The organism is Bradyrhizobium sp. 164 (genome assembly GCF_023073715.1).
Classification (GTDB): Bacteria; Pseudomonadota; Alphaproteobacteria; order Rhizobiales; family Xanthobacteraceae; genus Bradyrhizobium.
In genome coordinates, this window is sequence record NZ_JADPKA010000066.1 from 204,400 (window position 1) to 227,295 (window position 22,896).

Annotated in this window: 19 protein-coding genes; 13 read left to right on the forward strand and 6 right to left on the reverse strand. The window is 65.3% G+C overall.

Features of this window, described 5'->3' with window-relative positions:
- The first annotated feature begins 59 nt into the window (after nucleotides 1-59).
- Both IVB01_RS21170 and blaBJP read left to right on the forward strand, forming a co-directional pair.
- On the forward strand, nucleotides 60-335 hold the full coding sequence (locus tag IVB01_RS21170; protein ID WP_247280469.1) for a Plug domain-containing protein: 276 nt from the start codon (nucleotides 60-62) through the stop codon (nucleotides 333-335).
- Between the two features lie 171 nt (nucleotides 336-506).
- Nucleotides 507-1,391 carry a BJP family subclass B3 metallo-beta-lactamase gene (blaBJP, locus tag IVB01_RS21175; protein ID WP_247280468.1) on the forward strand — a complete coding sequence of 295 codons (885 nt, stop codon included), beginning with the start codon at nucleotides 507-509 and terminating at the stop codon, nucleotides 1,389-1,391.
- A gap of 100 nt (nucleotides 1,392-1,491) precedes the next feature.
- Here the strand turns inward: blaBJP and hutU are convergent, their stop codons facing one another.
- From hutU to hutI, 3 genes are read right to left on the reverse strand one after another with little or no spacing between them, the layout of a single operon-like run.
- A complete protein-coding gene (hutU, locus tag IVB01_RS21180; protein WP_247280467.1) occupies nucleotides 1,492-3,159 on the reverse strand; it encodes a urocanate hydratase in 1,668 nt (555 codons plus the stop codon).
- A gap of 9 nt (nucleotides 3,160-3,168) precedes the next feature.
- Nucleotides 3,169-4,728, reverse strand: a complete 1,560-nt coding sequence (gene hutH, locus IVB01_RS21185; RefSeq protein WP_247280466.1) for a histidine ammonia-lyase — start codon at nucleotides 4,726-4,728, stop codon at nucleotides 3,169-3,171.
- On the reverse strand, nucleotides 4,725-5,939 hold the full coding sequence (hutI, locus tag IVB01_RS21190; RefSeq protein ID WP_247280465.1) for an imidazolonepropionase: 1,215 nt from the start codon (nucleotides 5,937-5,939) through the stop codon (nucleotides 4,725-4,727). Before hutI ends, hutH begins: the two co-directional genes overlap by 4 nt.
- Nucleotides 5,940-6,021: 82 nt before the next feature.
- Between hutI and IVB01_RS21195 the strand changes: the two genes are divergently transcribed.
- The 7 genes from IVB01_RS21195 (at nucleotide 6,022) to IVB01_RS21225 (ending at nucleotide 14,196) form a co-directional block, all read left to right on the forward strand.
- Nucleotides 6,022-7,380: a formimidoylglutamate deiminase gene (locus IVB01_RS21195; RefSeq protein WP_247280464.1), complete on the forward strand. Its 1,359-nt coding sequence runs from the start codon at nucleotides 6,022-6,024 to the stop codon at nucleotides 7,378-7,380.
- On the forward strand, nucleotides 7,377-8,105 hold the full coding sequence (hutC, locus tag IVB01_RS21200; protein WP_247280463.1) for a histidine utilization repressor: 729 nt from the start codon (nucleotides 7,377-7,379) through the stop codon (nucleotides 8,103-8,105). The genes IVB01_RS21195 and hutC overlap by 4 nt, the downstream gene beginning before the upstream one ends.
- 106 nt (nucleotides 8,106-8,211) lie before the next feature.
- Nucleotides 8,212-9,156 (forward strand): ABC transporter substrate-binding protein, encoded by a 945-nt coding sequence (locus IVB01_RS21205; protein ID WP_247280462.1) that lies wholly within the window; start codon nucleotides 8,212-8,214, stop codon nucleotides 9,154-9,156.
- A gap of 71 nt (nucleotides 9,157-9,227) precedes the next feature.
- A complete protein-coding gene (locus IVB01_RS21210; RefSeq protein WP_247280626.1) occupies nucleotides 9,228-10,001 on the forward strand; it encodes an ABC transporter permease in 774 nt (257 codons plus the stop codon).
- Nucleotides 9,998-10,783: an ABC transporter ATP-binding protein gene (locus IVB01_RS21215; protein WP_247280461.1), complete on the forward strand. Its 786-nt coding sequence runs from the start codon at nucleotides 9,998-10,000 to the stop codon at nucleotides 10,781-10,783. Before IVB01_RS21210 ends, IVB01_RS21215 begins: the two co-directional genes overlap by 4 nt.
- Nucleotides 10,776-12,008 (forward strand): Zn-dependent hydrolase, encoded by a 1,233-nt coding sequence (locus tag IVB01_RS21220; protein ID WP_247280460.1) that lies wholly within the window; start codon nucleotides 10,776-10,778, stop codon nucleotides 12,006-12,008. The genes IVB01_RS21215 and IVB01_RS21220 overlap by 8 nt, the downstream gene beginning before the upstream one ends.
- 1,027 nt (nucleotides 12,009-13,035) lie before the next feature.
- Nucleotides 13,036-14,196 (forward strand): MFS transporter, encoded by a 1,161-nt coding sequence (locus IVB01_RS21225; protein ID WP_247280459.1) that lies wholly within the window; start codon nucleotides 13,036-13,038, stop codon nucleotides 14,194-14,196.
- 65 nt (nucleotides 14,197-14,261) lie between these two features.
- Here the strand turns inward: IVB01_RS21225 and IVB01_RS21230 are convergent, their stop codons facing one another.
- Nucleotides 14,262-16,583 (reverse strand): molybdopterin guanine dinucleotide-containing S/N-oxide reductase, encoded by a 2,322-nt coding sequence (locus IVB01_RS21230; RefSeq protein ID WP_247494831.1) that lies wholly within the window; start codon nucleotides 16,581-16,583, stop codon nucleotides 14,262-14,264.
- Between the two features lie 200 nt (nucleotides 16,584-16,783).
- Between IVB01_RS21230 and IVB01_RS21235 the strand changes: the two genes are divergently transcribed.
- Nucleotides 16,784-17,134, forward strand: coding sequence for a RidA family protein (locus IVB01_RS21235; protein WP_247280457.1), 351 nt, complete (start codon nucleotides 16,784-16,786; stop codon nucleotides 17,132-17,134).
- Nucleotides 17,135-17,440: 306 nt separating this feature from the next.
- Here the strand turns inward: IVB01_RS21235 and IVB01_RS21240 are convergent, their stop codons facing one another.
- Together IVB01_RS21240 and IVB01_RS21245 are read right to left on the reverse strand one after the other, a co-directional pair.
- Nucleotides 17,441-18,394 (reverse strand): cation diffusion facilitator family transporter, encoded by a 954-nt coding sequence (locus tag IVB01_RS21240; protein ID WP_247280456.1) that lies wholly within the window; start codon nucleotides 18,392-18,394, stop codon nucleotides 17,441-17,443.
- Between the two features lie 131 nt (nucleotides 18,395-18,525).
- Entirely contained in the window at nucleotides 18,526-19,308 is a 783-nt protein-coding gene (locus IVB01_RS21245) for an SDR family NAD(P)-dependent oxidoreductase (protein WP_247280455.1), read from the reverse strand.
- A 165-nt stretch (nucleotides 19,309-19,473) separates the two neighbouring features.
- On the opposite strand from IVB01_RS21245, the gene IVB01_RS21250 reads away from it, so the two are divergent.
- The 3 genes from IVB01_RS21250 to IVB01_RS21260 are packed head-to-tail and all read left to right on the forward strand — an operon-like array spanning nucleotide 19,474 to nucleotide 22,843.
- The gene (locus IVB01_RS21250; protein ID WP_247280454.1) at nucleotides 19,474-20,649 is read left to right on the forward strand and encodes a zinc-dependent alcohol dehydrogenase; all 1,176 of its coding nucleotides are present in this window, start codon (nucleotides 19,474-19,476) and stop codon (nucleotides 20,647-20,649) included.
- 11 nt (nucleotides 20,650-20,660) lie between these two features.
- On the forward strand, nucleotides 20,661-21,203 hold the full coding sequence (locus IVB01_RS21255) for a hypothetical protein (RefSeq protein WP_247280453.1): 543 nt from the start codon (nucleotides 20,661-20,663) through the stop codon (nucleotides 21,201-21,203).
- A 41-nt stretch (nucleotides 21,204-21,244) separates the two neighbouring features.
- Nucleotides 21,245-22,843, forward strand: coding sequence for an alpha-amylase family glycosyl hydrolase (locus IVB01_RS21260; protein WP_247280452.1), 1,599 nt, complete (start codon nucleotides 21,245-21,247; stop codon nucleotides 22,841-22,843).
- The last annotated feature ends 53 nt before the right edge of the window (nucleotides 22,844-22,896 follow it).

Below are 22,896 nucleotides of genomic sequence, written 5' to 3' on the forward strand. Positions count from 1 at the left end.
CTTTCTTCTGCGGCCGCCGGCGATGTGCTAGGTTGATGTCCCGACATGGGAGATCGCATATGCGCGCAAGGTCATTGTCTGTGGTCCTGCTCGCCGCCTTCTGCATCTCGCAGCCCGCTCTCGCGGCCGGGAAATGGCCGCGTCATACCGCTGCTCCCGCCGCCGGTCCAGCCACACCCTACAAGGCCGATCGGCTCTCGTCCTCGCGCAGCGAGACGATCCTCAACACGCCCGGCCAGACCACCGTGCTGACGCGGCAGGTCCTCGACGACATGAACGCGACGAGCCTCCGGGGCGCCATGCGCGCGACCGCCGGCGTGACGATCGGGCGCTAGGCTCTTGTGTAGCTTTCGGCCGGCCTGGCGCTGTTGCCGCGCGGCACATCAAACTTTCCAGACACGAAGCAGTTGCCCGCGACACCGGTCACGACGTAACTTGCGCACCGGTCGAGCCACACGATTTCCGCGCTCGATCAAGACGACAAGAACACTAATGGGAGGCAGACTATGAAGAGGCTCGCGGCCGCGCTGTGCGCGCTGGCATTGTTCGCAACTGACGCGCAGGCGCAGACCATCAAGGATTTCCTGGCCGCGGTCATGCAGAAGTGGACAGCGCCATTCGAGCCGTTTCAGCTCATCGGCAACATCTACTATGTCGGGACCGAAGGCATCGCCGTCTACGTCATCAAGACCCCGCAGGGCCTGATCCTGATGGACACGGCGATGCCCCAGTCAACCGGCATGATCAAGGACAACATCGCCAAACTCGGCTTCAAGGTTTCAGACATCAAATACATCCTCAACACGCATGCGCATCTCGACCACACCGGGGGTTTTGCCGAGATCAAGAAGGAAACCGGCGCGCAGCTCGTGGCCGGTGAGCGCGACAAGCCGCTGCTCGAAGGCGGCTACTATCCCGGCGACGAGAAGAACCAGGACCTCGCCTTCCCCGCGGTGAAGGTTGACCGCACGGTGAAGGAAGGCGACAAGGTCACACTGGGCGACGTCACGCTGACGGCGCATGCAACGTCCGGCCATTCGCCGGGCTGCACGAGCTGGGAGATGAGTGTCAAGGACGGCAAGGAGGACCGCGAGGTGCTGTTCTTCTGTAGCGGGACGGTCGCGCTGAACAGGCTGGTCGGTCAACCGACTTATCCCGGGATCGTCGATGATTATCGCGCGACATTCGCCAAGGCCAAGGCGATGAAGATCGACGTGCTGCTCGGGCCGCATCCGGAGGTCTACGGCATGCAGGCCAAGCGCGCGCAGATGAAGGACGGTGCGCCGAACCCGTTCGTCAGGCCGGGGGAGCTGGCGACCTACATCACCGGCCTTTCCGAGGATTTCGACAAGCAGCTGGCCAAACAGACCGCGGCACTGGAGAAGAAATAGCGGCCGTCTAGCATTGCCTTTGCCTCATCCTGCACAGCGATCGGCGAAGCAGAGACTGCGCCGCGACGGAGCCGCAGCCAAGGTCGCGATCTGACCGCAGCTAGGCCAGGCTCGGCAGATCGAGGCCGTTGGCGTGGGCGCACTCGATCGCGGTCTCATAGCCTGCATCGGCATGGCGCATCACGCCGCTGGCGGGATCGTTCCAGAGCACGCGCTCGATCCGCTTCGCGGCTTCCGGCGTGCCGTCGGCCACGATCACCATGCCGGCATGTTGCGAATAGCCGATGCCGACGCCGCCGCCGTGATGCAACGAGACCCAGGTCGCACCGCTGGCGCAATTGAGCAGCGCGTTGAGCAAGGGCCAATCCGACACCGCGTCCGACCCGTCCTTCATCGCCTCGGTTTCGCGGTTCGGGCTTGCCACCGAGCCGCTGTCGAGGTGATCGCGGCCGATCACGATCGGCGCTTTCAATTCCCCGCGCGCCACCATCTCGTTGAAGGCAAGGCCCAGACGATGGCGATCGCCAAGGCCGACCCAGCAGATCCGCGCCGGCAGGCCCTGGAACTTGATGCGCGCCTTGGCCATGTCAAGCCAATTGTGCAGATGCTTGTCGTCAGGCATCAGCGCCTTGACCTTGGCATCCGTCTTGAAGATGTCCTCGGGATCGCCCGAGAGTGCGGCCCAGCGGAACGGCCCGACGCCGCGGCAGAACAGGGGACGGATATAGGCGGGAACGAAGCCCGGGAAATCGAAGGCATTCTTCAGGCCCATGTCCTGCGCCATCTGGCGGATGTTGTTGCCGTAGTCGAGCGTCGGAATGCCCTGTGCGTGGAAATCCAGCATGGCCTTGACGTGCTCGACCATCGACGTCTTCGAGGCACGCTCGACCGACTTGGGATCGGACGCGCGCTTCGCCTCCCACTCTGCCAGCGTCCAGCCTTTCGGCAAGTATCCATTGACGGGGTCGTGCGCGCTGGTCTGGTCGGTGACGATGTCGGGCTTGACACCGCGGCGCACCAGCTCCGGGAAGATCTCGGCGGCATTACCGAGCAGGCCGACCGAGACCGCCTTCTTGGTCTTTCCCGCCTCTTCGATGATCGCAAGCGCTTCGTCGAGCGTTGCGGCCTGCCGATCGAGATAGCCGGTGCGCAGCCGCATGTCGATGCGGCTCGGCTGACATTCGACCGCGAGCATCGAGGCGCCGGCCATGGTTGCGGCCAGCGGCTGCGCGCCGCCCATGCCGCCAAGGCCGGCGGTGAGAATCCATTTGCCGGCGAGGCTGCCGCCATAGTGGCGACGGCCGACCTCGACAAAGGTTTCGTAGGTGCCCTGCACGATGCCCTGGCTGCCGATATAAATCCAGGAGCCCGCGGTCATCTGGCCGTACATCATCAAGCCCTTCCGATCGAGCTCGTTAAAATGATCGAGCGTCGCCCAGTGCGGCACGATATTGGAGTTCGCGATCAGCACGCGCGGTGCGTCGGCATGGGTACGGAAGACACCGACCGGTTTTCCGGACTGGATTAGCAAGGTCTGGTCGTTTTCAAGCTTGCGCAAGGCTGCCGTGATCCGATCAAAACTCTCCCAGTCGCGCGCGGCCCTGCCAATGCCGCCATAGACGACGAGCTCGCTCGGCCGCTCCGCCACATCGGGATCGAGATTGTTCATCAGCATGCGCAAGGGCGCTTCCGTCAGCCAGCTCTTGGCGCTGATGTCGCTGCCGCGGGGCGCGCGGATGGTGCGGTCATTGTCCAGTCGGCGGTTCATGCGGACCTCTTAACCAAGTCTCGGAAACGGATCGGATGGAAGTGCGGCAATCGCGATGGCCGGCAACGCGTCGGCCTCGATCAGTGCAGCTGCCTTGGCGAGATCGCCGGCCATGTAGCGGTCGGCACCGAGTGCGGGCACTTGCTCACGAAGCGCGGCAATGACGGCAGCGAGCGGCGCGCTGGTCGCATGCGGCGCACGAAGCGTGATGCCTTGGGCGGCGACCAGAAGCTCGATGCCGAGAATGGCGGCGAGATTATCGGCCATGTCGGACAGGCGCCGCGCGGCATGCGCGGCCATCGAGACATGGTCCTCCTGGTTGGCGCTGGTCGGGGTCGAGTCGATCGAGCAGGCGAGCGCCCGCTGCTTATTTTCGGCATAGAGCGCGGCCGCCGTGACCTCGGCGATCATGAAGCCGGAATTGATGCCGGGGTCGGGCGTCAGGAACGGCGGCAGGCCGAAATTGAGTGCGGGGTCAACCAGCGTCGCGATGCGCCGCTCGCTGATTGCGCCGATCTCCGACAGCGCGAGCGCAATCGCGTCGGCGGCAAAGGCCACCGGCTCCGCGTGAAAATTGCCGCCGGAGACGATCTCGCCCGTCTCGACCAGCAGCAGCGGATTGTCGGTGACGGCGTTGGCCTCGATCATCAGCGTGCGCGCCGCCTGCGTGATCTGGTCGAGCGCTGCGCCCGCGACCTGCGGCTGACAGCGCAGGCAATAGGGGTCCTGCACGCGCTCGTCGCCTTCGAGATGCGACAGGCGGATGTCGCTGCCGTCGAGCAGCGCCGTCAGCGTCGCCGCCGCGGCGATCTGCCCGGCGTGGCCGCGCAGCGCCTGGATTTCGGGGCGGAACGGCGCCGTCGAGGCCATCGCCGCATCGACGGACAGCGCCCCCGTGACGAGCGCGGCGCGAGCGAGGCGGAATGCGCGCAGCACGCCCGAGATGGCGTAGGCGGTCGAGAACTGCGTCCCGTTGATCAGCGCGAGCCCTTCCTTAGGCCCCAGCGTCAGCGGCGCGAGTCCGGCGGACTTTAGCGCTTCGGCGCCAGATACAATTTTCCCGTCAACGATCGCCTGCCCTTCGCCGATCATCACGGCCGTCATATGCGCAAGTGGTGCAAGATCGCCGGATGCGCCCACGGAGCCCTGCTGCGGCACCAGCGGATAGACACCCAGCGCCAACATGTCCTGCAGCTGCTCGATCAGCTCGCGGCGGACGCCCGAGGCGCCGCGGCCGAGCGAGACGATCTTCAGCGCCATCATCAGCCGCACGATCGATTCGGGTGTCGCCGGGCCGACGCCGCAGCAATGCGAGACGATCAGGTTGCGCTGGAGCAGCGCGGTCTGATCCGGCGGAATGCGCTTCGACGCAAGCTTCCCGAAGCCGGTGTTGATGCCGTAGACGGGGACATCCGCGCGCGCGGCTCTTGCGACGATCTCCGCCGCTGCTTCGACGCGCGCCCAAAACGAGGGATCGAGCACGACGGGCGCACCATCGAGCACACGCCCGAGATCGTCGAGACTGACCGTCCCCGGTCTGACGACGATCGCTGTGTCTCGCTCCGTCACTGCCCCCTCCATACCCGCCCGTGCAGCGGATTGAAGCCGATCCGGTAGACAAGCTCGGCCGGCCGCTCGCTGTCCCAGATCGCGAGGTCGCACCATTTGCCGGCCTCTAACGTACCGCTCTCATCCAGCACGCCCAGCGCCCGCGCCCCCTCGCGCGTCACGCCGGCAAGGCATTCGGCCACTGTCATCCCGAACAGAGTCGCCCCCATGTTCATCGCGAGCAGCAGCGAGGTCAGCGGTGAGCTGCCGGGATTGCAGTCGGTCGCCAGCGCCATGTGGACGCCAAGCTTGCGAAACGTCTCGACCGGCGGCTTTTGCGTCTCGCGGATGAAGTAGAAGGCGCCGGGCAGCAGCACCGCTACCGTTCCGGCCTTGGCCATCGCGACGGCGCCGGCTTCATCGGTGTGCTCGAGATGATCGGCCGAGAGCGCGGAGAATTTCGCGGCAAGCGCAGCACCTCCGAGATTCGAGAGCTGGTCGGCATGGAGCTTGACCGGCAGTCCAAGTCCCCTCGCTGTCTCGAACACCCGCGCGGTCTGCCCGGCGGAGAACGCGATGCCTTCCATGAAGGCATCGACGGCATCGGCAAGGCCCGCCTTTGCGATCACGGGCAGCATCTCATGGCACACGAGATCGATGTAACGATCCTTGTTGCCCTCCGCCTCCGGCGGCAGTGCATGCGCGCCGAGGAAGGAGGTGCGGATCGCAATCGGCCGCCGACCAGAGAGGCTGCGCGCGGCGGCAAGCTGACGCATCTCGGTCTCGGTATCGAGACCATAGCCGGACTTGATCTCGACCGTGGTTGCGCCCTCGGCGATCAAGGCGTCGAGCCGCGGCAGCGCGCCTGCGACGAGCTCGACCTCGCTCGCCTGCCGCGTCGCAGCCACCGTCGAGACGATGCCGCCGCCGGCGCGGGCGATCTCCTCGTAGCTCGCACCCTTCAGGCGCAGCTCGAACTCGTGCGCGCGGTTGCCCCCATAGACCAGATGGGTGTGGCAATCGATGAGACCGGGCGTGATCCAGCGTCCCGCGCAATCGATCTTTTCCACCGCATCGGCATCCGCCGGAAAATCGGTCTGCGCGCCCGCATAGACGATACGGCCGCCGCGCGTGGCGATGACGCCCCGCTCGATCTCGCCAAGATCAGGACGGTCAGCCCGCATCGTGGCGAGCCGGGCATTGTGCCAGATCCGGTCGAAGCGCTCTGCCATGCAACGGCCCCTTCGTGCGATGCTTGACTTATATGTCTAGACATATAATCGTGGGGCGGTTCTGTCCAGCCGGCGTGTAATCATGACCCGACTGCATTTCGCCTCCGCGCTCCTGCCCTCGGGCTGGGCCAATGACGTGCAGGTGGTCGTCACCGCCGGCGCGATCGCGGCGGTGACGCCGGGCGTGGCCCCGGTAGCCGGCGACGAGCGCCACGCAATCGCGCTTCCGGGATTGGCGAGCCTGCACAGCCACGCGTTCCAGCGCGGCATGGCGGGTCTCGCCGAGCTGCGCGGCGATAGCACCGACACCTTCTGGACCTGGCGCGAGACGATGTATCGCTTCGCGCTGGCGATGACGCCGGACGACGTCGTGGCGGTTGCAACGCTGCTCTATATCGAGATGCTGGAGCAGGGTTTCACCCGCGTCGGCGAATTCCACTATCTGCATCATGATCGCGATGGCTCGCCCTACGCCGACGTCGGCGAGGTGGCCACGCGCATCGTACAGGCTGCCGAAACGTCGGGCATTGCGCTGACGCTGCTGCCGAGCTTTTATGCGCACGGCTCATTTGGAGGCGCACCGCCGCATGCAGGCCAACGCCGCTTCATTTGCTCGGTCGATCAGTTCGCCGCCCTTATGGCCGCCTCGCGCAAGGCGATCAGCGGGTTGCCGGGCGCCAATATCGGCATCGCGCCGCATAGTCTGCGCGCGGTGACGCCTGACGAGCTCAAGTCGATCATTCCGCTTGCCGATGGCGGGCCGGTGCACATTCACGCCGCCGAGCAGGTGAAGGAAGTCGAGGATTGCCTGGCATGGTCGGGACGGCGACCTGTGCAATGGTTGCTGGAGCACGCGCCGGTCGATCAAAGCTGGTGCCTCATCCACGCCACCCACACGACGAATGAGGAAGTCATCGCATTCGCCAAGACCGGCGCGGTCGCGGGTCTCTGTCCGATCACCGAAGCAAGCCTCGGCGACGGCATCTTTCCGGCACGCGAATTCCTCGATGCCGGCGGCGCGTTCGGTGTGGGCACCGATTCCAACGTGCTGATCGGCGTCGCCGACGAGTTACGCCAGCTCGAATATGGCCAGCGCCTCAAGCATCGCCAGCGTAACGTGCTCTCCAGCGGCGCCGGGCGCTCGACCGGACGCACGCTGTTCGACCATGCGCTTGCGGGCGGTGCACAAGCGCTGGCGCAGACGACCGTCGGCCTTGCGCCGGGAGCGCGCGCTGACATCGTCACGCTCGACACGGCACATCCATCTCTGGCGGGACGCGCACGCGACGCCATCATCGACGCCTGGATCTTTGCGGCCGGCAGCGGCGCAATCGATTGCGTTTGGGCCGGCGGCGACAAAGTGGTTGAGGGCGGCCGGCACAAGCTGCGCCAAGCCGCCCGCGAGCGCTTCAACGCCTCCGTCCGGAGGCTCGTCGCATGAGCCTCGCAACCGATGCGGCCGACAAGCCGACGCTCTACAAGCGAATCCGCGCCGATATCGAAAAGTGCATCTTGACCGGCGAATGGCCCCCCGGGCATCGCATCCCCTTCGAGCACGAGCTGGTCGCGCGCTACGGCTGCTCGCGCATGACGGTGAACAAGGCGCTGTCGGAGCTGGCGCAAGCCGACCTGATCGAACGGCGGCGGCGCGCCGGCTCCTTCGTGCGCCGGCCGCAGCATCAGTCTGCCGTGCTCAAGATCGCCGACATCCGTGCCGAGATCATCTCGCTCGGCCGCAGCTACGGCTACGAGCTGATCGGCCGCAAGCTGCGCACAGCGACCGCCGCTGACCGCGCCCGCCTCGGCGTCAAGAAGTCCGGCAAGGTGGTCGCGATCGCCTGCCGGCATAGCGCCGACAACGTGCCGTTCGCCGTCGAGGACAGGCTGATCGACCTTGCGTCCGTGCCGAACGCTGCGACCGCGGATTTCTCGCGCGAGCCGCCAGGCTCGTGGCTACTCCACCATGTCCCGTGGACCGAGGCCGAGCATACCATCAGCGCCATTGTTGCGGATCATCGCGCCGCGAAGGCACTTGACATCGCGGTCGGCGCGCCCTGCCTCGTGATCGACCGCTATACCTGGCGCAGCGCGCGCACGATCACCGCGGTGCGCCTGCTCTATCCCGGTGACTCTCACCGCCTTGTCGCACGATTCAAGGGAGGCTGAGAGAATAATGGCGGCACAATTCGTGCAATGCTTCGGGCAACGGTCCAAATGGACCGACAAGGATCAACACGACGTCAATCCATCGATCGGCAAGAGGACGACAATCATGCGTAGTTCGAAAGTATTTGTGACAATCATTGCCCTCGCGGCCTCCACTCCGGTGCTCGCCGACGACATCAAGGTCGGCATCGGCATCTCCGGATGGACGGGCTTTGCGCCGCTGACGCTGGCGAAGGAAGCCGGCATCTTCAAGAAGAACGGCCTCGACGTCACCATCAAGAAAATCCCGCAGAAGGACCGTCACCTCGCGATCGCCTCCGGAGACGTCCAGTGCGCGGCAACGACCGTCGAGACCTGGATTTCCTGGAACGCCAACGGGGTCGCCACCAAGCAGATCTTCCAGCTCGACAAGAGCTACGGCGCCGACGGCATGGCCGTCCGCAACGACCTGGCCTCGATCAAGGACCTGAAGGGCAAGACCGTCGCGGCCTCCGCGCCCGGCACCTCGCCTTATTTCGCGCTGGCCTGGATGCTCAAGAAAAATGGCCTGTCGGTGAAAGACGTCACCGTCGTCAACCTCGAGCCGGCTGCAGCTGCGCAGGCCTTCGTCTCCGGCCAGAACGATGCCGCGATGACCTATGAACCCTATCTTTCGACCGTGCGCGCCGCGCCGGACAAGGGCAAGATCATCGCGACCACGCTCGACTACCCGATGGTCATGGACACTTTTGGCTGCACGCCGAAGTTCCTAACGGAGAACCCCAAGGCCGCCAAGGCGCTCGCCGACAGCTATTTCGAGGCGCTCGACATGATCGCCAAGGATCAGGCCAAGGCCTACGAGATCATGGGCGCCGATGTGAAGCAGACCGGCGAGCAGTTCGGCAATTCGGCGAAATATCTGCGCTGGCAGGACAAGGCCGCGAACCAGAAGTTCTTCGCCGGCGATTTCCTGACTTTCAACAAGGAGGCCGCCGACCTCCTGCTCGAAATCGGCATCATCAAGGCCGCGCCGAAGGTCGAGGACCTCTTCGACGCGAGCTTCATCAAGTAAACCTCTGCAAGTTGCCGGTTCCGCTGAAGCGCGGGACCGGCGCATGATCGGCTATTCGGATAGACAGTTTGATGCGTCCCCTGGATCCCGTGACATCGAAGCAACGCATGGCGTACGGCCTTGCATTCTTCGTGCTGTTCGTTGCCCTCTGGTCGTGGGCAACGCTCGGCGGCCATGTGTCGAAGACCTTCCTCGCCAACCCGCTGACCATGGTGCAGGAAGGGTATGACCTGCTGGCCAAGCAGGGCTTCGTCTACGATATCGGCATGACGATCTGGCGCGTCGTCGGCGGCTTCGCTCTCGCCGCGATCATCGCGGTGCCGCTTGGCGTGCTCATGGGCGCCTACAAGCCGGTCGAAGCGTTCCTCGAACCGTTCGTCTCCTTTGCGCGCTACTTGCCTGCCTCCGCATTCATTCCGCTCCTGATCCTGTGGGCCGGCATCGGCGAGTTGCAGAAGCTGCTCGTCATCTTCATCGGCTCGGTGTTCCAGGTCATCCTGATGGTCGCCGTGACCGTCGGCGCGACGCGCCGTGACCTGGTCGAGGCGGCCTATACACTCGGGGCCAGCGACCGCGGCATCATCCGCCGCGTGCTGCTGCCTTCCTCCGCGCCCGAGATCGCGGAAATCCTGCGGCTGGTGCTGGGCTGGGCCTGGACCTACGTCATCGTCGCCGAACTGATCGGCTCGTCCTCCGGCATCGGCCACATGATCACCGACAGTCAGGCGCTGCTCAACACCGGCCAGATCATCTTCGGCATCATCGTGATCGGATTGATTGGCTTGATCTCGGACTTCCTGTTCAAGGCGTTCAATGCCTGGCTGTTTCCATGGAAGCTCGCATGACGACGCTCAAGATCGAACAGGTTTCGCGCACCTTCCCGGCACGCCACGGCAACGCGCCGACCAAGGCGCTGGAGCCGACCAATCTCATCATCGGCAACAACGATTTCGTTACGATCCTCGGCCCATCGGGCTGCGGCAAGTCCACGCTGCTCCGCATCGTCGCGGGCCTGGATCGCCCGACCAGCGGGCGAGTCACGCTTGACGGGCGCGAGGTGGCCGGCCCTGGCGCAGATCGCGGCATGGTGTTCCAGTCCTACACGTTGTTCCCCTGGCTGACCGTGCGCGAGAACATCGCCTTCGGCCTGCGCGAGCGCGGCGTGCCGCAAGACGAGCGCAAACGGATCGCCGATGCCTTCATCCGCCAGGTCGGACTGTCCGGCTTCGAGAACCACTGGCCGAAGCAACTCTCCGGCGGCATGCAGCAGCGCACCGCGATCGCTCGCGCGCTCGCCAACGATCCGAAGATCCTGCTGCTCGACGAGCCGTTCGGCGCGCTGGACAACCAGACCCGCGCCTTGATGCAGGAGATGCTGCTGGGGATCTGGGAGCGCGACCAGAAGACGGTGCTGTTCGTGACCCACGACATCGAGGAGGCGATCTTCCTCGGTAGCCGCGTCGTCGTCATGAGCGCGCGCCCGGGCCGGATCAAGGCCGAGATCCATGTGGAGCTGCCGCATCCGCGCTCCTACAAGATCAAGACCACGCCGGAATTCGTCAAGCTCAAGGAGCGGCTGGTCGAGGAGATTCGCACCGAGGCGCTGAAGGTTGCCGAACATGCCTGACACTCCGCCCTGCGCCGACGGGAAACGCGTCCTCGCCGACCTCAACGCGCTGCGCGCCATCGGCGCCTACAAGACCGGCGTGCACAAGCCGACCTTCTCCGAGCCGCACAAGCTTTCGCTGGACTGGCTGATCCGGAAGCTGCCTGACGCCGGCCTCTCCGCTGCCATCGACGGCATCGGCAACGTCTTCGGTACCAGCGCGAAGCCGGGACCGAAGCTGCTGGCGGGATCGCATCTTGAGAGCCAGAACTACGCCGGCTGGCTCGACGGTCCGCTCGGCGTCGTCTATGCGCTCGAGGCGGCACGCGTGCTCAACGCCGATCCCTCGTTCGAAGGCGCGGTCGAGGTCGCCGCCTGGTGCGACGAGGAAGGACATTTTGGGCATTTCCTCGGCTCACGCTCCTATGTCGGTCAGGTGACCGAGGCCGACATCGATGCTGCCCGCGACCGCACCAGCGGCCGCACCATGCGCGACGCACTCGCCGACATGGGGCTCGCAGGACGTCCGCGCATCACCGCCCCGCCCGGCCGGCACGTCGGATATCTGGAGGCCCATATCGAGCAGGGCGACACGCTCGAAAGTGGCCGCCTCGCGATCGGCGTCGTGACCTCCATCGTCGGCATCTGGCAATACCGGATCAAGTTCGTCGGCGAGCAGAACCACGCCGGCACCACGCGCATGGCCGTGCGAAAGGATGCGGGCCTGGCGCTGGCCAAATTCTGCGTCGCGATCGACGAGCGTTTCCCTGATGCCTGCGGCCCGCGCACGGTGTGGACCACCGGTCGCATCACGCTCGATCCCGGCGCACCCAGCATCATTCCTGGCGGCGCGGAAATGCTGTTCCAGATGCGCGACGACGACCCGGCGGTCATCGCGCGGTTGGAGCAGTTGCTGCGGACTATGGCGGACGAGGTCAATGCGAAGGGCCCCTGCACCGTCGCGGTGGAGAAACTGCGCACCGGCGCGCCGGCCATGATGAACGCCGGCTTTCAGGATGCGATCGAAGCCGCAAGCAAGGCCCTGGCCGGCGGGCGATCGGTCCGCATGCCCAGCGGCGCCGGGCACGATGCGCAGATGCTGGCAACGATCATGCCCGCGGGGATGCTGTTCGTACCATCGATCGGCGGCATCAGCCACCACTGGACCGAGAATACCGCCGATGCCGACATCGTCACCGGCGCGCAGGTGTTCGTCGATGCCTGTCGGCGCATCCTCGGCGGTTAGAACGAGCTTCTCCCCGCGAAAGCGGGGAATTTAGTACGCCACGGCCTGTCGATTGATCCACAACGGTCTCGGAGTACTGGATCGCCCGGCCAAGGCCGAGCGAAGACAGCGCGTGTAGTCGCAGACACGCCTTCGCATTCTCGCGGCGGATTTCGCCCGAGCTTTGCTTCGGCGCTCCACCCTCAAAGCCGGGAGGGCGCAGGGAAGGCCGGATGCCGGCTGGCACCCACGGTCTGCTGTGCGAAAGGCACACGCAGAAAACTGCACAGCGGCATACAGGTGAAGCCCAACACACGGCCTTCCCTGCGCAGTGGTTTGACGGCTTATGCCGCGCTCTCCTGGGAGCCGAATTCGTTCTGGCCTCCCTCGCCCTCGTAGAAGTCACGGACACCGCGCCGGTTGACGCCAATGCCGCATCCGCAAGAGCTTGACCGTAGCAACGACGGCCAGGACCACACGGTTTTGCCGTACGCGCGGCTCGCCTGCGCCGCAGGGTTCGACGGCGTTGTGCACCTTGCCATCGACATGCTGGCGCGACGAACCTGACAGCGCCGTCCGTCTGCGCGAAGTTTAAGGGCTCACGGAGAGCAATCCGCCCTGCCCCTGGCCTCTCGCGCCCGACGCTGCCGCGTCCACCGCAAGCCCGGCTCCGCGATCATCACGACACATGACCGCCCCTCTCGGATGAGCCGGGATGGGCGACACATACGCCATTTCCGAATTTCGGTAAAGCGAAATATTTTTTCCCTTAGGGCTTGACGCCGACACATATGGAAACGATCGGGTGTTTTGCCTCACGGACCCGCGCCGGCCTGGCTAGTCTGTTTACATCCATCCACATTTCACCAGCTGGGGCGCCTAGTCCCACCTCGCCCAGCCGATGCGCGGGGCCATGGGGCCTCTCCCCCGCCGGCGCCCGCTTGCATTTTTCACGAGCTGCCTGCGACAATTCGTGCACCGCTCGGACATAATGGCGCGGCAATCCTGGGGCTTGTCGGCCGCCCGCCCATGCTCCCCCGGAGTTCCCATGCTTTCTGCCGATCGGCCGGCAACACGCCTTGCGACCCGGCTCGCCTTCCTCGTCGCGGGCTTCGGCATTGCGTGCTGGGCACCGCTGGTGCCGTTCGCGAAGACGCGCCTCGGCGTCGACGACGGCATGCTCGGATTGCTGCTGCTCAGCCTCGGCATCGGCTCGGTCCTCGCCATGCTTCTGACCGGCGTGCTGAGTGCGCGCTACGGCAGCAGACCGATCATCATCGCGGGCGGGCTCGGTCTCGCCCTGGTGTTGCCGCTGCTTGCGATCGCAAGCTCGCCCTCAGCGCTGGCGCTGGCGCTCTTTGCGTTCGGGGCCGCGCTCGGCTCGATCGACGTCGCCACGAACATCCATGCGGTGGAGGTGGAGCGCGCCGCAGCCAGTCCGCTGATGTCCGGCTTCCACGCGCTGTTCAGCATCGGCGGTTTCGCCGGCTCTGCGCTGATGACGGCACTGCTCTCGCTGCAATTCGGCGCGCTCACCTGCGCGCTGGTCTGCTCTATCCTGATGTTGATCGCGATGTTGGTGACCTGGCCGCGCCTGCTCCGCTCAGCGCAGGTGCAGGACGGCCCTCTGTTCGTGCTGCCGCACGGATCGGTGCTCCTGCTCGCGCTGCTTGGCGCCATCACCTTCCTCGTCGAAGGCGCGATGCTCGATTGGGGAGCTCTGCTCGTCATCGGCGCGGGTCTCGTCTCGGAGGCGCAAGGCGGCGCCGGCTATATGGTGTTCTCGATCGCGATGACCGTGGGGCGGCTCGGCGGCGACGCCGTCGTCGCACGCATCGGAGACCGCGCCACGCTGTTGTGGGGAAGCCTCATCGCCATCGCGGGCTTCGTGGTCCTGCTCACGGCTCCCGTTGCGGCGGTTGCCATAGCCGGCTTCCTGCTCATCGGCCTCGGCGCATCGAATCTGGTGCCGGTGCTGTTCCGCGGGGCGGCCAAGCAGAAAGCCATGCCAACGGGCCTCGCCGTCGCGGCGATCACGACTGCCGGCTATGCCGGCGTCCTCCTCGGTCCCGCCGGCGTCGGCTTCGTTGCTCGCGCCAGTGGGCTGCCAACGGCGTTCTGGCTGCTCGCCGCGCTGATGGGTCTGGTCACGCTGTCGGCAGGCATCGTCACGAAGGAGCAGCACCGGACATCGCGCGCCCGGGCGTGAGCGGCCGATGCTGGACGAGCGGTCCCGGAATACGCTCGCGCTCCATCCGGGCTTCGACGAATACCCTACACCGGATCGAACGCCCGGATCGGTGGCAGATTGCCCGTGAACTTTTCCACCTCGACCGCTGTCAACTGCCCCGTGCAACCTTGCGCCAGGGACGAGGTGCCGATGTCGCGGGTGAGCACGTTCGGATTGCCGTGCACGCAGAGCGGCGCGTCGTCCTCGGGATCCATCGGGTCATACCACGCGCCGGTCGGCAGTTGCACCACGCCGGGCGCGATGCCGTCGGTGACGTGAACTGCGGCAAGGCAGGCGCCGCGGTCGTTGAACAGGCGGATGATATCGCCATCCCTGATGCCGCGCGCATCAGCGTCACGCGGATTCATGCGCGCGACCTCGCGGCCGCGGTGTTTGGCGGCCAGCGAATGGCCGCCGAAATCGAGCTGGCTATGCAGGCGCGTCACCGGCTGGTTGGCGACGAGGAAGCACGGCGCACCGGGCTTCGGTGTGTCGGTCTTCTCCAGCCAGACCGGATGACCGGGACAATCCGCATCACCATGGCCTGCGATCTTCGCCGAGAAGATCTCGATGCGGCCGCTCGGCGTCGGCAAGGCGTGACCTGTGGGATCCTCACGGAAGCGGCGCAGCCTGCCGCCGTCATCGGGCTGCTGCGGCACGATCAGGCTGCCGCGTTGCCAAAATTCATCGAAGCTCGGCGCCTCCAGGCCACGCTTGGCCAGCGAGGCGCGGGTCGGCTCATACAGATGCTCGAGCCACTGCCGCGAGCTGCGGCCTTCAGTGAAAGGTTCGCGCGCACCGAGACGCTCGGCGAGATCGGCGAAGATCTCATAGTCGTCGCGCGAAAGACCAAACGGCTCGGCGATCCGGTGCATGGCGACCATGAGGGGATCGTTGGTGGAATAGCCGATGTCCTCGCGCTCCAGCGTCATGGTCGCGGGCAGCACGATGTCGGCATGCCGGGCCGTCGCGGTCCAGCCGAGCTCGTGCACGACCAGCGTGTCGACTTTCGCAAACGCCTTGCGCAGACGGTTGATGTCCTGGTGGTGATGGAAGGGATTGCCGCCGGCCCAGTAGACGAGGCGGATGTCCGGATAGGTGCGCGTCTCGCCATTGTAACGGTAGGTAGCGCCCGGGTGGAGCAGCATGTCCGCGATGCGCGCGACCGGAATGAAATCGGCAACGCCGTTGCGGCCCTGCCCCAGCGTCGGTCCTGGCACGTCGTTGACGCGGCGGCCGTAATAGCCGATCGCACCTAACGAATAGGCATAGCCACCGCCGGACAGACCGATCTGGCCGAGCGCTGCCGCCAGCACCAGCCCCCTCCACACTGGCTGCTCGCCATGTTCGGCGCGCTGCAGCGAATGCGATACGGTGATGAGTGCGCGCTTTCCGGCGAGCCGGCGCGCCAGCGCGCGGATATTGTCGGCGTCGACGCCGCAGATCGGGGCGGCCCATTCGGCGTGCTTCGCTTGCCCATCGCTCTCGCCGGTGAGATAGCGCAGGAAGACGGGCCACCCCTCCGTATAGCGATCGAGGAAGGCCTGATCGTGCAAGCCTTCGCTCACCAGCGTGTGGACGATGCCGAGCATCAGCGCGGTATCGGTGCCGGGCACGCAGCTCAGCCATTCGGCGCCGGCTTCGACCGGAAGATCGTCGCGCAGCGGGCTGACCAGGACGAACTCGCAGCCGCGCCGGCGTGCCGCTGCCATGGCGCCGCGCTCGACATGCTTGCTGATCGAGCCGCCGGCGACCATGGAATTCTTCAGCGCCATGCCGCCGAAGGCCAGCACGATCTCGGTGTCAGAGGCGATCTGCTCCCAGGTGACGTTGCGCTTGGTGATATCCTCGTATCCGGCCAGGATCTGCGGCAGCAGCACCGAGGACGCGCCGGAAGAATAGGTGTTGACCGAGCGCACATAGCCGCCCATCGCGATGTTGAGGAAGCGATGCACCTGGCTCTGGGCGTGATGAAAGCGGCCCGCGCTCGACCAGCCATAGGAGCCGCCGAACACGGCGCCGGGGCCGTGCGTGTCGCGGACACGCGCCAGCTCGTCACCGAGCAGATCGAGCGCCTTCTCCCAGCTCACGGAGACAAATTCGTCGCGGCCGCGGCGATCGTCCGGGCCGGGACCGCGCTCGAGCCAGCCGCGGCGGATCGCCGGCTGGGCGATGCGGACCTGATGCCGCAGAGCGCCCGGAAAATTGTCGATGATGCCGTTCGGATCGGGATCCCCCGCATAGGCCCTCACCTCGAGCCCGGCCTTGCCTTGACGCGCGGAAAACACGCCCCAATGCGAAGTATGCGGCTTGAAGCCGTCGGACAGGTCGAGGCCGGGGTCGGGGAAGCCAATCGTGTCGTCCATTAGATCGTCCTTGTTCCGGTATGTGGTGGCAGTATAGCGATCCGCATCCCGATGTCATCGAGATCCGGGCTGATGCAAACGCCGGGCTCCCGTGTGTGAAGGGCAAGGCATCGAGCGGAGCACGAGCGCGGCACGGGGCTCGTATTGGTCCTCAACCTGTGCGATATGCGTCCCTCCCCTCAAGCCACAACGGTCTCATCATGATCAAGCGCGTCTCGCCTTACGAAGGTCTGCTCCACGAAGTGGTCGAGCACAATGGCGTGCTTTACATCGGTGGAATCGTTCCCGAGGACACGAGCCTCGATATGTCGGGCCAGGCAAACGACGTCCTCCGGCAACTGGCGCAGCTGCTGAAGACCGTCGGATCCGATCTGACCAACATCTTGCAGGTGACCATTTACATGACCGACCTGAAGGAGAAGGCCGAGTTCAATGCGGCCTGGAAGGCGCACTTTGCAGAAGCTCATCTGCCGGCGCGGGCCGCAATTGGCGTCGCCGATCTCGGCTCGGGCGTCAAGCTCGAGATGACCGCCATCGCTGCGCGACAATAGTGGTGCAGGCCGATCCGCTGTGCGGATTCGCGTGGCGGTCGCAAAGCGCGTCCGCTTCCCTCAGGGATTCTGCGCTCGAAGCACACTGATGTAGATCCCTTGCGTTAGAATGGCTGCGGCCGTTGGGGACCTGTGTTGTTTGACTGGGATGATCTCAAGTCCCTGACGGCGATGGCCTGTCGCGGCCAGCACGCTCGCGCCCGCAGAATTTCATAACGGCTGCAATACGCTCGCTGCATCACATCTGCCAAGGCTCGGAGCTTTCTTTGGCTTGGTGGTGCCGGGCGCCGCAAACGCCGCCGGTGGCTAGGACCTCCGGCTCCAGCGTTTCGCCCGAACGGCGTGAAAGCGCGCGTTCGTCTGGGGCTTGATGAACAGGGCCGCGACGCTCGGATGATGCTTGCGGATTTCACTCTCGAGCGAGATCACGCATTGCTCGATATCGTCGGCGCGCTTCTCGTCGGCGAACTCGACGCTGAGGGCGGCGACGATCTCGTCAGGGGATAGTTGTACCGTCAGGAGCCCGTTGGCTTGTAGCACACCCGGCGAGCGCCGCGCGATCTCGAGGATCGATCGCGCAAGCTCAGGGTGCGCCGGCTCGCCGATCAATAGACTCTTGCTCTCGCGGGCGAGCCCGACGGACGTGATCCCCAGGAGAATCCCGATCAGGATCGAGCCGACGCCGTCCCACACCGGCTGCGCCAGCCATACCGCCGCCGCCGTTGCCGCGGCCGCAATGACGATACCGACCAGCGCCGCACTGTCCTCGAGCAGCACCATGAAGGCGGGCGGGTCCTTGCTGCGGACAAAGGCCTGATAGTAGCCAAACCGCGCCGCGTCCGAGCGGAAACGCCGCAGTGCGACCAGCCACGAGGCGCCCTCGAACAGGAACGACAGCCCGAGCACGATGAAACTGACGATGGGATCCTCGATCGGGTCAGGCGCGACGACATGCACGACGCCCTGATAGAGCGAGACGCCCGAACCGAGCGCAAAGATCAGCAGGGCGACGATGAAGCTCCAGAAATACAATTCGCGCCCATAGCCGAGCGGATGGGATTCGTCCGCTGGACGGCTGGCGCGACGGTAGCCGTAGAGCAGCAGCACCTCATTGGAGGTATCGACCACGGAGTGCACGGCCTCGCTGGTCATCGCCGAGCTTCCCGTCCATATGGCGGCGCCGATCTTGGTGACCGCGACGAGCAAATTGCCGGCAAGCGCGGCATAGACGGCGGTCTTCGATGATGATGCAGCGGCCATGTTCACCAACGCCAGTCCTCCTCTGCAGTCGGCGGCCCCGCCGGTTACGCAAAGGTCAGCGCTTTCGCCGGCAAAGCGGACGGAACCAGACGCCGTTTACGGCGAGCCGCGAGAGTTGGTGCACTCACGCGCTACGATTTTGCCGTGCCCGGCTCGGCCATCTTCCGATGCTGCTTGGCCAGCATCTCGTTCGGCGTGATGTTGGCGACCGTCGTCTGGATCTTGTTCTTCAACCCGGTGACGATATCGGCCTCACCCCGCAGCATTGCATCGAAGCCGGCCTTGGCTACGTCGTAAGCGCCATCCTTCTGCTCGGTGCCGACCTTGGTGTCCATCATTTCGGCCCGGCGGAAGAATTCAGTGTCGGTGGCGCCGGGCATCAGGCAAGTGACGGTGACACCGCTATCGCGCAGCTCTTCGCGCAGAGCGAAGGAGAACGAGTCAAGAAAAGCCTTGGAGGCGTTGTACACCGCCTGGAAGCTGCCGGGCGTGAAGCCGGCGACCGAGCCCGTGATGAGAATGCGCCCGGAGTTGCGGCGCAGCATCGCATTGCCGACGCGGTGGATCAGGTCAAGCGTGCCGGTGATGTTGGTGTCGACGACGCGCCTGATGCGTTGGAAATCCTGATCGAGGAAGGCCCGGCCGAGGCCGATGCCGGCATTCGCCAGCAGCGCGTCGATCGGCCGGTCGGCAATCGCGGCGCAGAGCTTATCGACACCTTCAGTGGTGGCGAGATCGGTCTCGACCGGCTCCACGCTACCGCCGAGCCTACGCAGGTCGACGGCCACCCGCTCGATCGCGGGCTCGTCCGCGGCGATGACGAGATTGAAACCTGCCTGGGCGCAGCACCTGGCGAGTTCCAGGCCAATACCGGTTGAGGCGCCGGTGACGACGGCGAGTTGATTGGCGGGCATAGGGCATATCCTTGCGGATTGGGATGATGACGCCCAATCGCCCGACCGGCCACCCTGTTCCAATTTCGCCCCAAGCTCGTGCAGTGCGAGGAATTTGCGCGTCGCATAGCAACCATCGTTCATTCCTGGACTTAGATGCCACGTGATTGATGGCGGAGGACGGAGATGAAGGCGCTGGTATGGCATGGCAAGGAGGACATCCGGTGCGACAGCGTCACCGACCCGGAGATCCAAGACCCGCGGGACGCCATCATCAAGGTCACGAGTTGCGCCATCTGTGGTTCGGACCTGCACCTCTTCCACAATTTCATCCCAGGCATGCTGCCCGGTGACATCATGGGCCATGAGACCATGGGTGAAGTGGTCGAGGTCGGCTCCGGCGTCGACGGCAAGCTGAAGAAAGGCGACCGCATCGTCGTGCCGTTCACCATCATTTGCGGCGAATGCGACCAGTGCAAGCGCGGCAATTTCTCGGTCTGCGAGACCACCAACCGCAAGCGTCATCTGGCTGAGAAGGTGTTCGGTCATTCCTGCGCCGGCCTGTTCGGCTACACGCATCTGACCGGCGGCTATCCCGGCGGGCAGGCGGAGTATCTGCGTGTGCCCTATGCCGATGCCACGCACATCAAGGTTCCCGCCGGCATCCCCGACGAGCAGCTGTTGTTCCTCAGCGACATCTTCCCGACCGGCTGGCAGGCCGCGGTGCAGTGCGACATCGAACCGACCGACACTGTCGCGATCTGGGGCTGCGGCCCGGTCGGGCAGATGGCGATCCGCAGCGCCATCCTGCTCGGCGCCAACCAGGTGATTGCGATCGATTGCCTGCCCGAGCGGCTCAGCATGGCGGAAGCCGGCGGCGCCACCACGATCAATTTCGAGACCGAGAGCGTGGTTGAACGGCTGAACGAACTCACCGACGGCAAGGGACCGGAGAAGTGCATCGATTGCGCCGGCATGGAGGCGCATGTGATGGCCTCGCAACCGGACACGCTGCTCGACCGCGCCAAGCAGATGGTGATGCTGGAGAGCGACCGGCCCCACGTGCTGCGCGAGATGATCTATGTCTGCCGTCCCGGCGGCATCATCTCGGTCGCGGGCGTCTATAGCGGCTTCTCTGACAAGATGCCGATGGGCGCGTTCATGAACAAGGGGCTGACGATGCGGACCGGCCAGACCCACGTCAATCGCTGGACCGACGACCTGCTCCGCCGCATCGAGCAAGGCGAGATCGATCCGTCCTTCGTCATCACCCATACCGTGCCGCTCAGCCAAGGCCCCGAGATGTACCAGGTGTTTCGCGACAAGCGGGACTCCTGCGTCAAGGTCGTGCTGAAGCCCTGAGGAAGTCCGCCATGTTTCACTTCTCCAACATCGTCCGCACCAAGGGTGATCCGAAAATCCTCGAGGGCGGGCCGAGCCTGAAGCGACCGGAAGACCAGCTCGCCCGCGCGCTCGGCTGGTTCAGTATCGGTCTCGGCGCCGTGGAATTCCTTGCGCCACGGCGCATCACCGCGACGCTGGGCATGGAAGGCCATGAGACGCTGGTCCGCGCCTTCGGCGTGCGGGAGATCCTTGCCGGGATCATGTCGCTGTCCGTGGACAAGAACGCCGGCCTCTGGGCCCGCGTCGGCGGCGACGGCCTCGATGCCGCCGCGCTGCTCTCCGGACTGACATCCGACAATCCCAAGAAAAGCAATATCGCGCTGGCCCTCCTGATGGTCGGGGGCATCGCCATGCTCGACTATCGCGCCGCGCAGGACACCAGGCCGCGGCGGCCGCCGCGCGAAGCAAGGCGCAAGCTCTATCCGAACCGCAGCGGCTTCCCCAAGGGGCTGGAAAACGCCAGAAGCGGCGCGAAGCAGATCGCCGCGCACCCCATGCCCGAGCGATCCTGAGCTCGCGCGAGAGACCAACCGTAACGAGGTGAATCGAGGCAATGAACGAATCCCGTGACGAACGCGCGTGGTGGCAATCCGCAGTCGTTTATGAAATCGCGCCGATCTCGTTCCAGGATTCCAATGGCGACGGCAAAGGCGACCTCGCCGGCTTGATGTCGCGGCTCGACTACCTGAAATGGCTCGGCGTCGATGCGGTGTGGCTCACGCCGATCTACCGCACCCCCTTTCGCGATTTCGGCTATGATATCTCCGATTATTGTTCAATCGACCCGAGTTTCGGCACGCTCGACGCGTTCGATCGCCTCCTCAGTGCCCTGCACGCGGAAGACATCCGGGTCATTCTCGACCTTGTCCCCAATCATACCGCCGACGACCATGCCTGGTTCGTCGAGAGCAGCAGTTCGCGCCACAGCGCGAAATCCGATTGGTACGTCTGGGCCGATCCGGCCGAGAATGGCGGGCCGCCGAACAATTGGCTCAGTCGTTTCGGCGGCAGCGCCTGGGAATGGTGTGAGGCGCGGCGGCAATATTATTACCACTCCTTCCTGGTCGAGCAGCCCGACCTGAACTGGCGCAATCCGGACGTGAGAGCAGCGATCGCCGACGTCATACGCTTCTGGCTCGACCGCGGCGTCGACGGCTTTCGCGTCGATGCCAGCGCCGTGCTGATCAAGGACGATCTCTTGCGCGACAATCCACCGAACCCGAAAGCCAAGGACAGGCCGCCGCCACAACGCCATACGCTCGTATTTACCGACGACCGGCCGGAGACGATGTCGTGCATCGAATTCATCCGGGAGGTGATCGATGGCTATCCGGACCGGGTGTTGTGCGGCGAAGTTCAGGGCAAGATCGACCGGATCGGCCACTTCTACGGCAACGATCGACCTCGCCTGCACCTGCCGCTGAATTTTGCGCTGCTGGACTCGCAATGGGACGCGCTGTCGCTCCAGGCGACCATCGACGCCTATCTCAACGCCATTCCCAAGGGCGCTTGGCCGGTGTGGGTGATCGGCGGGCATGACAAGCAGCGGATCGCGAGCAAGATCGGTGCGGCGCAGATGCGCGTGCTCGCGATGCTGTTGATGACGCTGCGTGGAACGCCGTTCTTCTTCATGGGCGACGAGATCGGCCGCAAGCGCGTTCCCATTCCGGCCGATCGCGTTCACGATTCCTTCGAGAAGCTCGTGCCGGGCTATGGACTTTGCCGCGACCCCGAGCGCGCGCCGATGCGCTGGGATGACGGCGAGAGCGGCGGATTCACCACGGGCAGCCCGTGGCTGCCCCTCGGGCCCGGCGATGCGCCAAACGTGGCGCAGCAGAGACGGGACGAGCGTTCCCTCCTGGCGCTGTTTCGCGCGCTGATCGCGTTACGGCGCGAGCATGCCTGTCTGCGCGACGGCAGCCACGCGCCGCTACGCTCGCAAAACGACGTGCTCGCCTTCAAGCGCCTGGCGGGCCCAAGCGAAGTGCTGGTCGCGCTCAACATGGCCGCCGAGCCGCGAAGATGGCACTGGCAGGGCCGCGGGCGCCTGCTGATGTCGACGCACCTGGACCGGCCGTGCGAAGCATTGCCGGATGCATCGATCCTGCTTCGGGGCAATGAAGGCGTGATCATCGAGCTCGCGCGGCGATGATCGGAGGAACCATCGGCGCGCCGAGGAGTCTGATCAACGCCTCCGGCATCTCC

Bases quoted from the DNA above. Each gene is read 5' to 3' on its own strand.
- IVB01_RS21170 (WP_247280469.1), top strand. From the start codon at position 60: ATGCGCGCAAGGTCATTGTCTGTGGTCCTGCTCGCCGCCTTCTGCATC.
- blaBJP (WP_247280468.1), top strand. From the start codon at position 507: ATGAAGAGGCTCGCGGCCGCGCTGTGCGCGCTGGCATTGTTCGCAACT.
- hutU (WP_247280467.1), bottom strand. From the start codon at position 3,159: ATGAACCGCCGACTGGACAATGACCGCACCATCCGCGCGCCCCGCGGC.
- hutI (WP_247280465.1), bottom strand. From the start codon at position 5,939: ATGGCAGAGCGCTTCGACCGGATCTGGCACAATGCCCGGCTCGCCACG.
- IVB01_RS21195 (WP_247280464.1), top strand. From the start codon at position 6,022: ATGACCCGACTGCATTTCGCCTCCGCGCTCCTGCCCTCGGGCTGGGCC.
- hutC (WP_247280463.1), top strand. From the start codon at position 7,377: ATGAGCCTCGCAACCGATGCGGCCGACAAGCCGACGCTCTACAAGCGA.
- IVB01_RS21205 (WP_247280462.1), top strand. From the start codon at position 8,212: ATGCGTAGTTCGAAAGTATTTGTGACAATCATTGCCCTCGCGGCCTCC.
- IVB01_RS21210 (WP_247280626.1), top strand. From the start codon at position 9,228: ATGCGTCCCCTGGATCCCGTGACATCGAAGCAACGCATGGCGTACGGC.
- IVB01_RS21215 (WP_247280461.1), top strand. From the start codon at position 9,998: ATGACGACGCTCAAGATCGAACAGGTTTCGCGCACCTTCCCGGCACGC.
- IVB01_RS21220 (WP_247280460.1), top strand. From the start codon at position 10,776: ATGCCTGACACTCCGCCCTGCGCCGACGGGAAACGCGTCCTCGCCGAC.
- IVB01_RS21225 (WP_247280459.1), top strand. From the start codon at position 13,036: ATGCTTTCTGCCGATCGGCCGGCAACACGCCTTGCGACCCGGCTCGCC.
- IVB01_RS21230 (WP_247494831.1), bottom strand. From the start codon at position 16,583: ATGGACGACACGATTGGCTTCCCCGACCCCGGCCTCGACCTGTCCGAC.
- IVB01_RS21235 (WP_247280457.1), top strand. From the start codon at position 16,784: ATGATCAAGCGCGTCTCGCCTTACGAAGGTCTGCTCCACGAAGTGGTC.
- IVB01_RS21240 (WP_247280456.1), bottom strand. From the start codon at position 18,394: ATGGCCGCTGCATCATCATCGAAGACCGCCGTCTATGCCGCGCTTGCC.
- IVB01_RS21245 (WP_247280455.1), bottom strand. From the start codon at position 19,308: ATGCCCGCCAATCAACTCGCCGTCGTCACCGGCGCCTCAACCGGTATT.
- IVB01_RS21250 (WP_247280454.1), top strand. From the start codon at position 19,474: ATGAAGGCGCTGGTATGGCATGGCAAGGAGGACATCCGGTGCGACAGC.
- IVB01_RS21255 (WP_247280453.1), top strand. From the start codon at position 20,661: ATGTTTCACTTCTCCAACATCGTCCGCACCAAGGGTGATCCGAAAATC.
- IVB01_RS21260 (WP_247280452.1), top strand. From the start codon at position 21,245: ATGAACGAATCCCGTGACGAACGCGCGTGGTGGCAATCCGCAGTCGTT.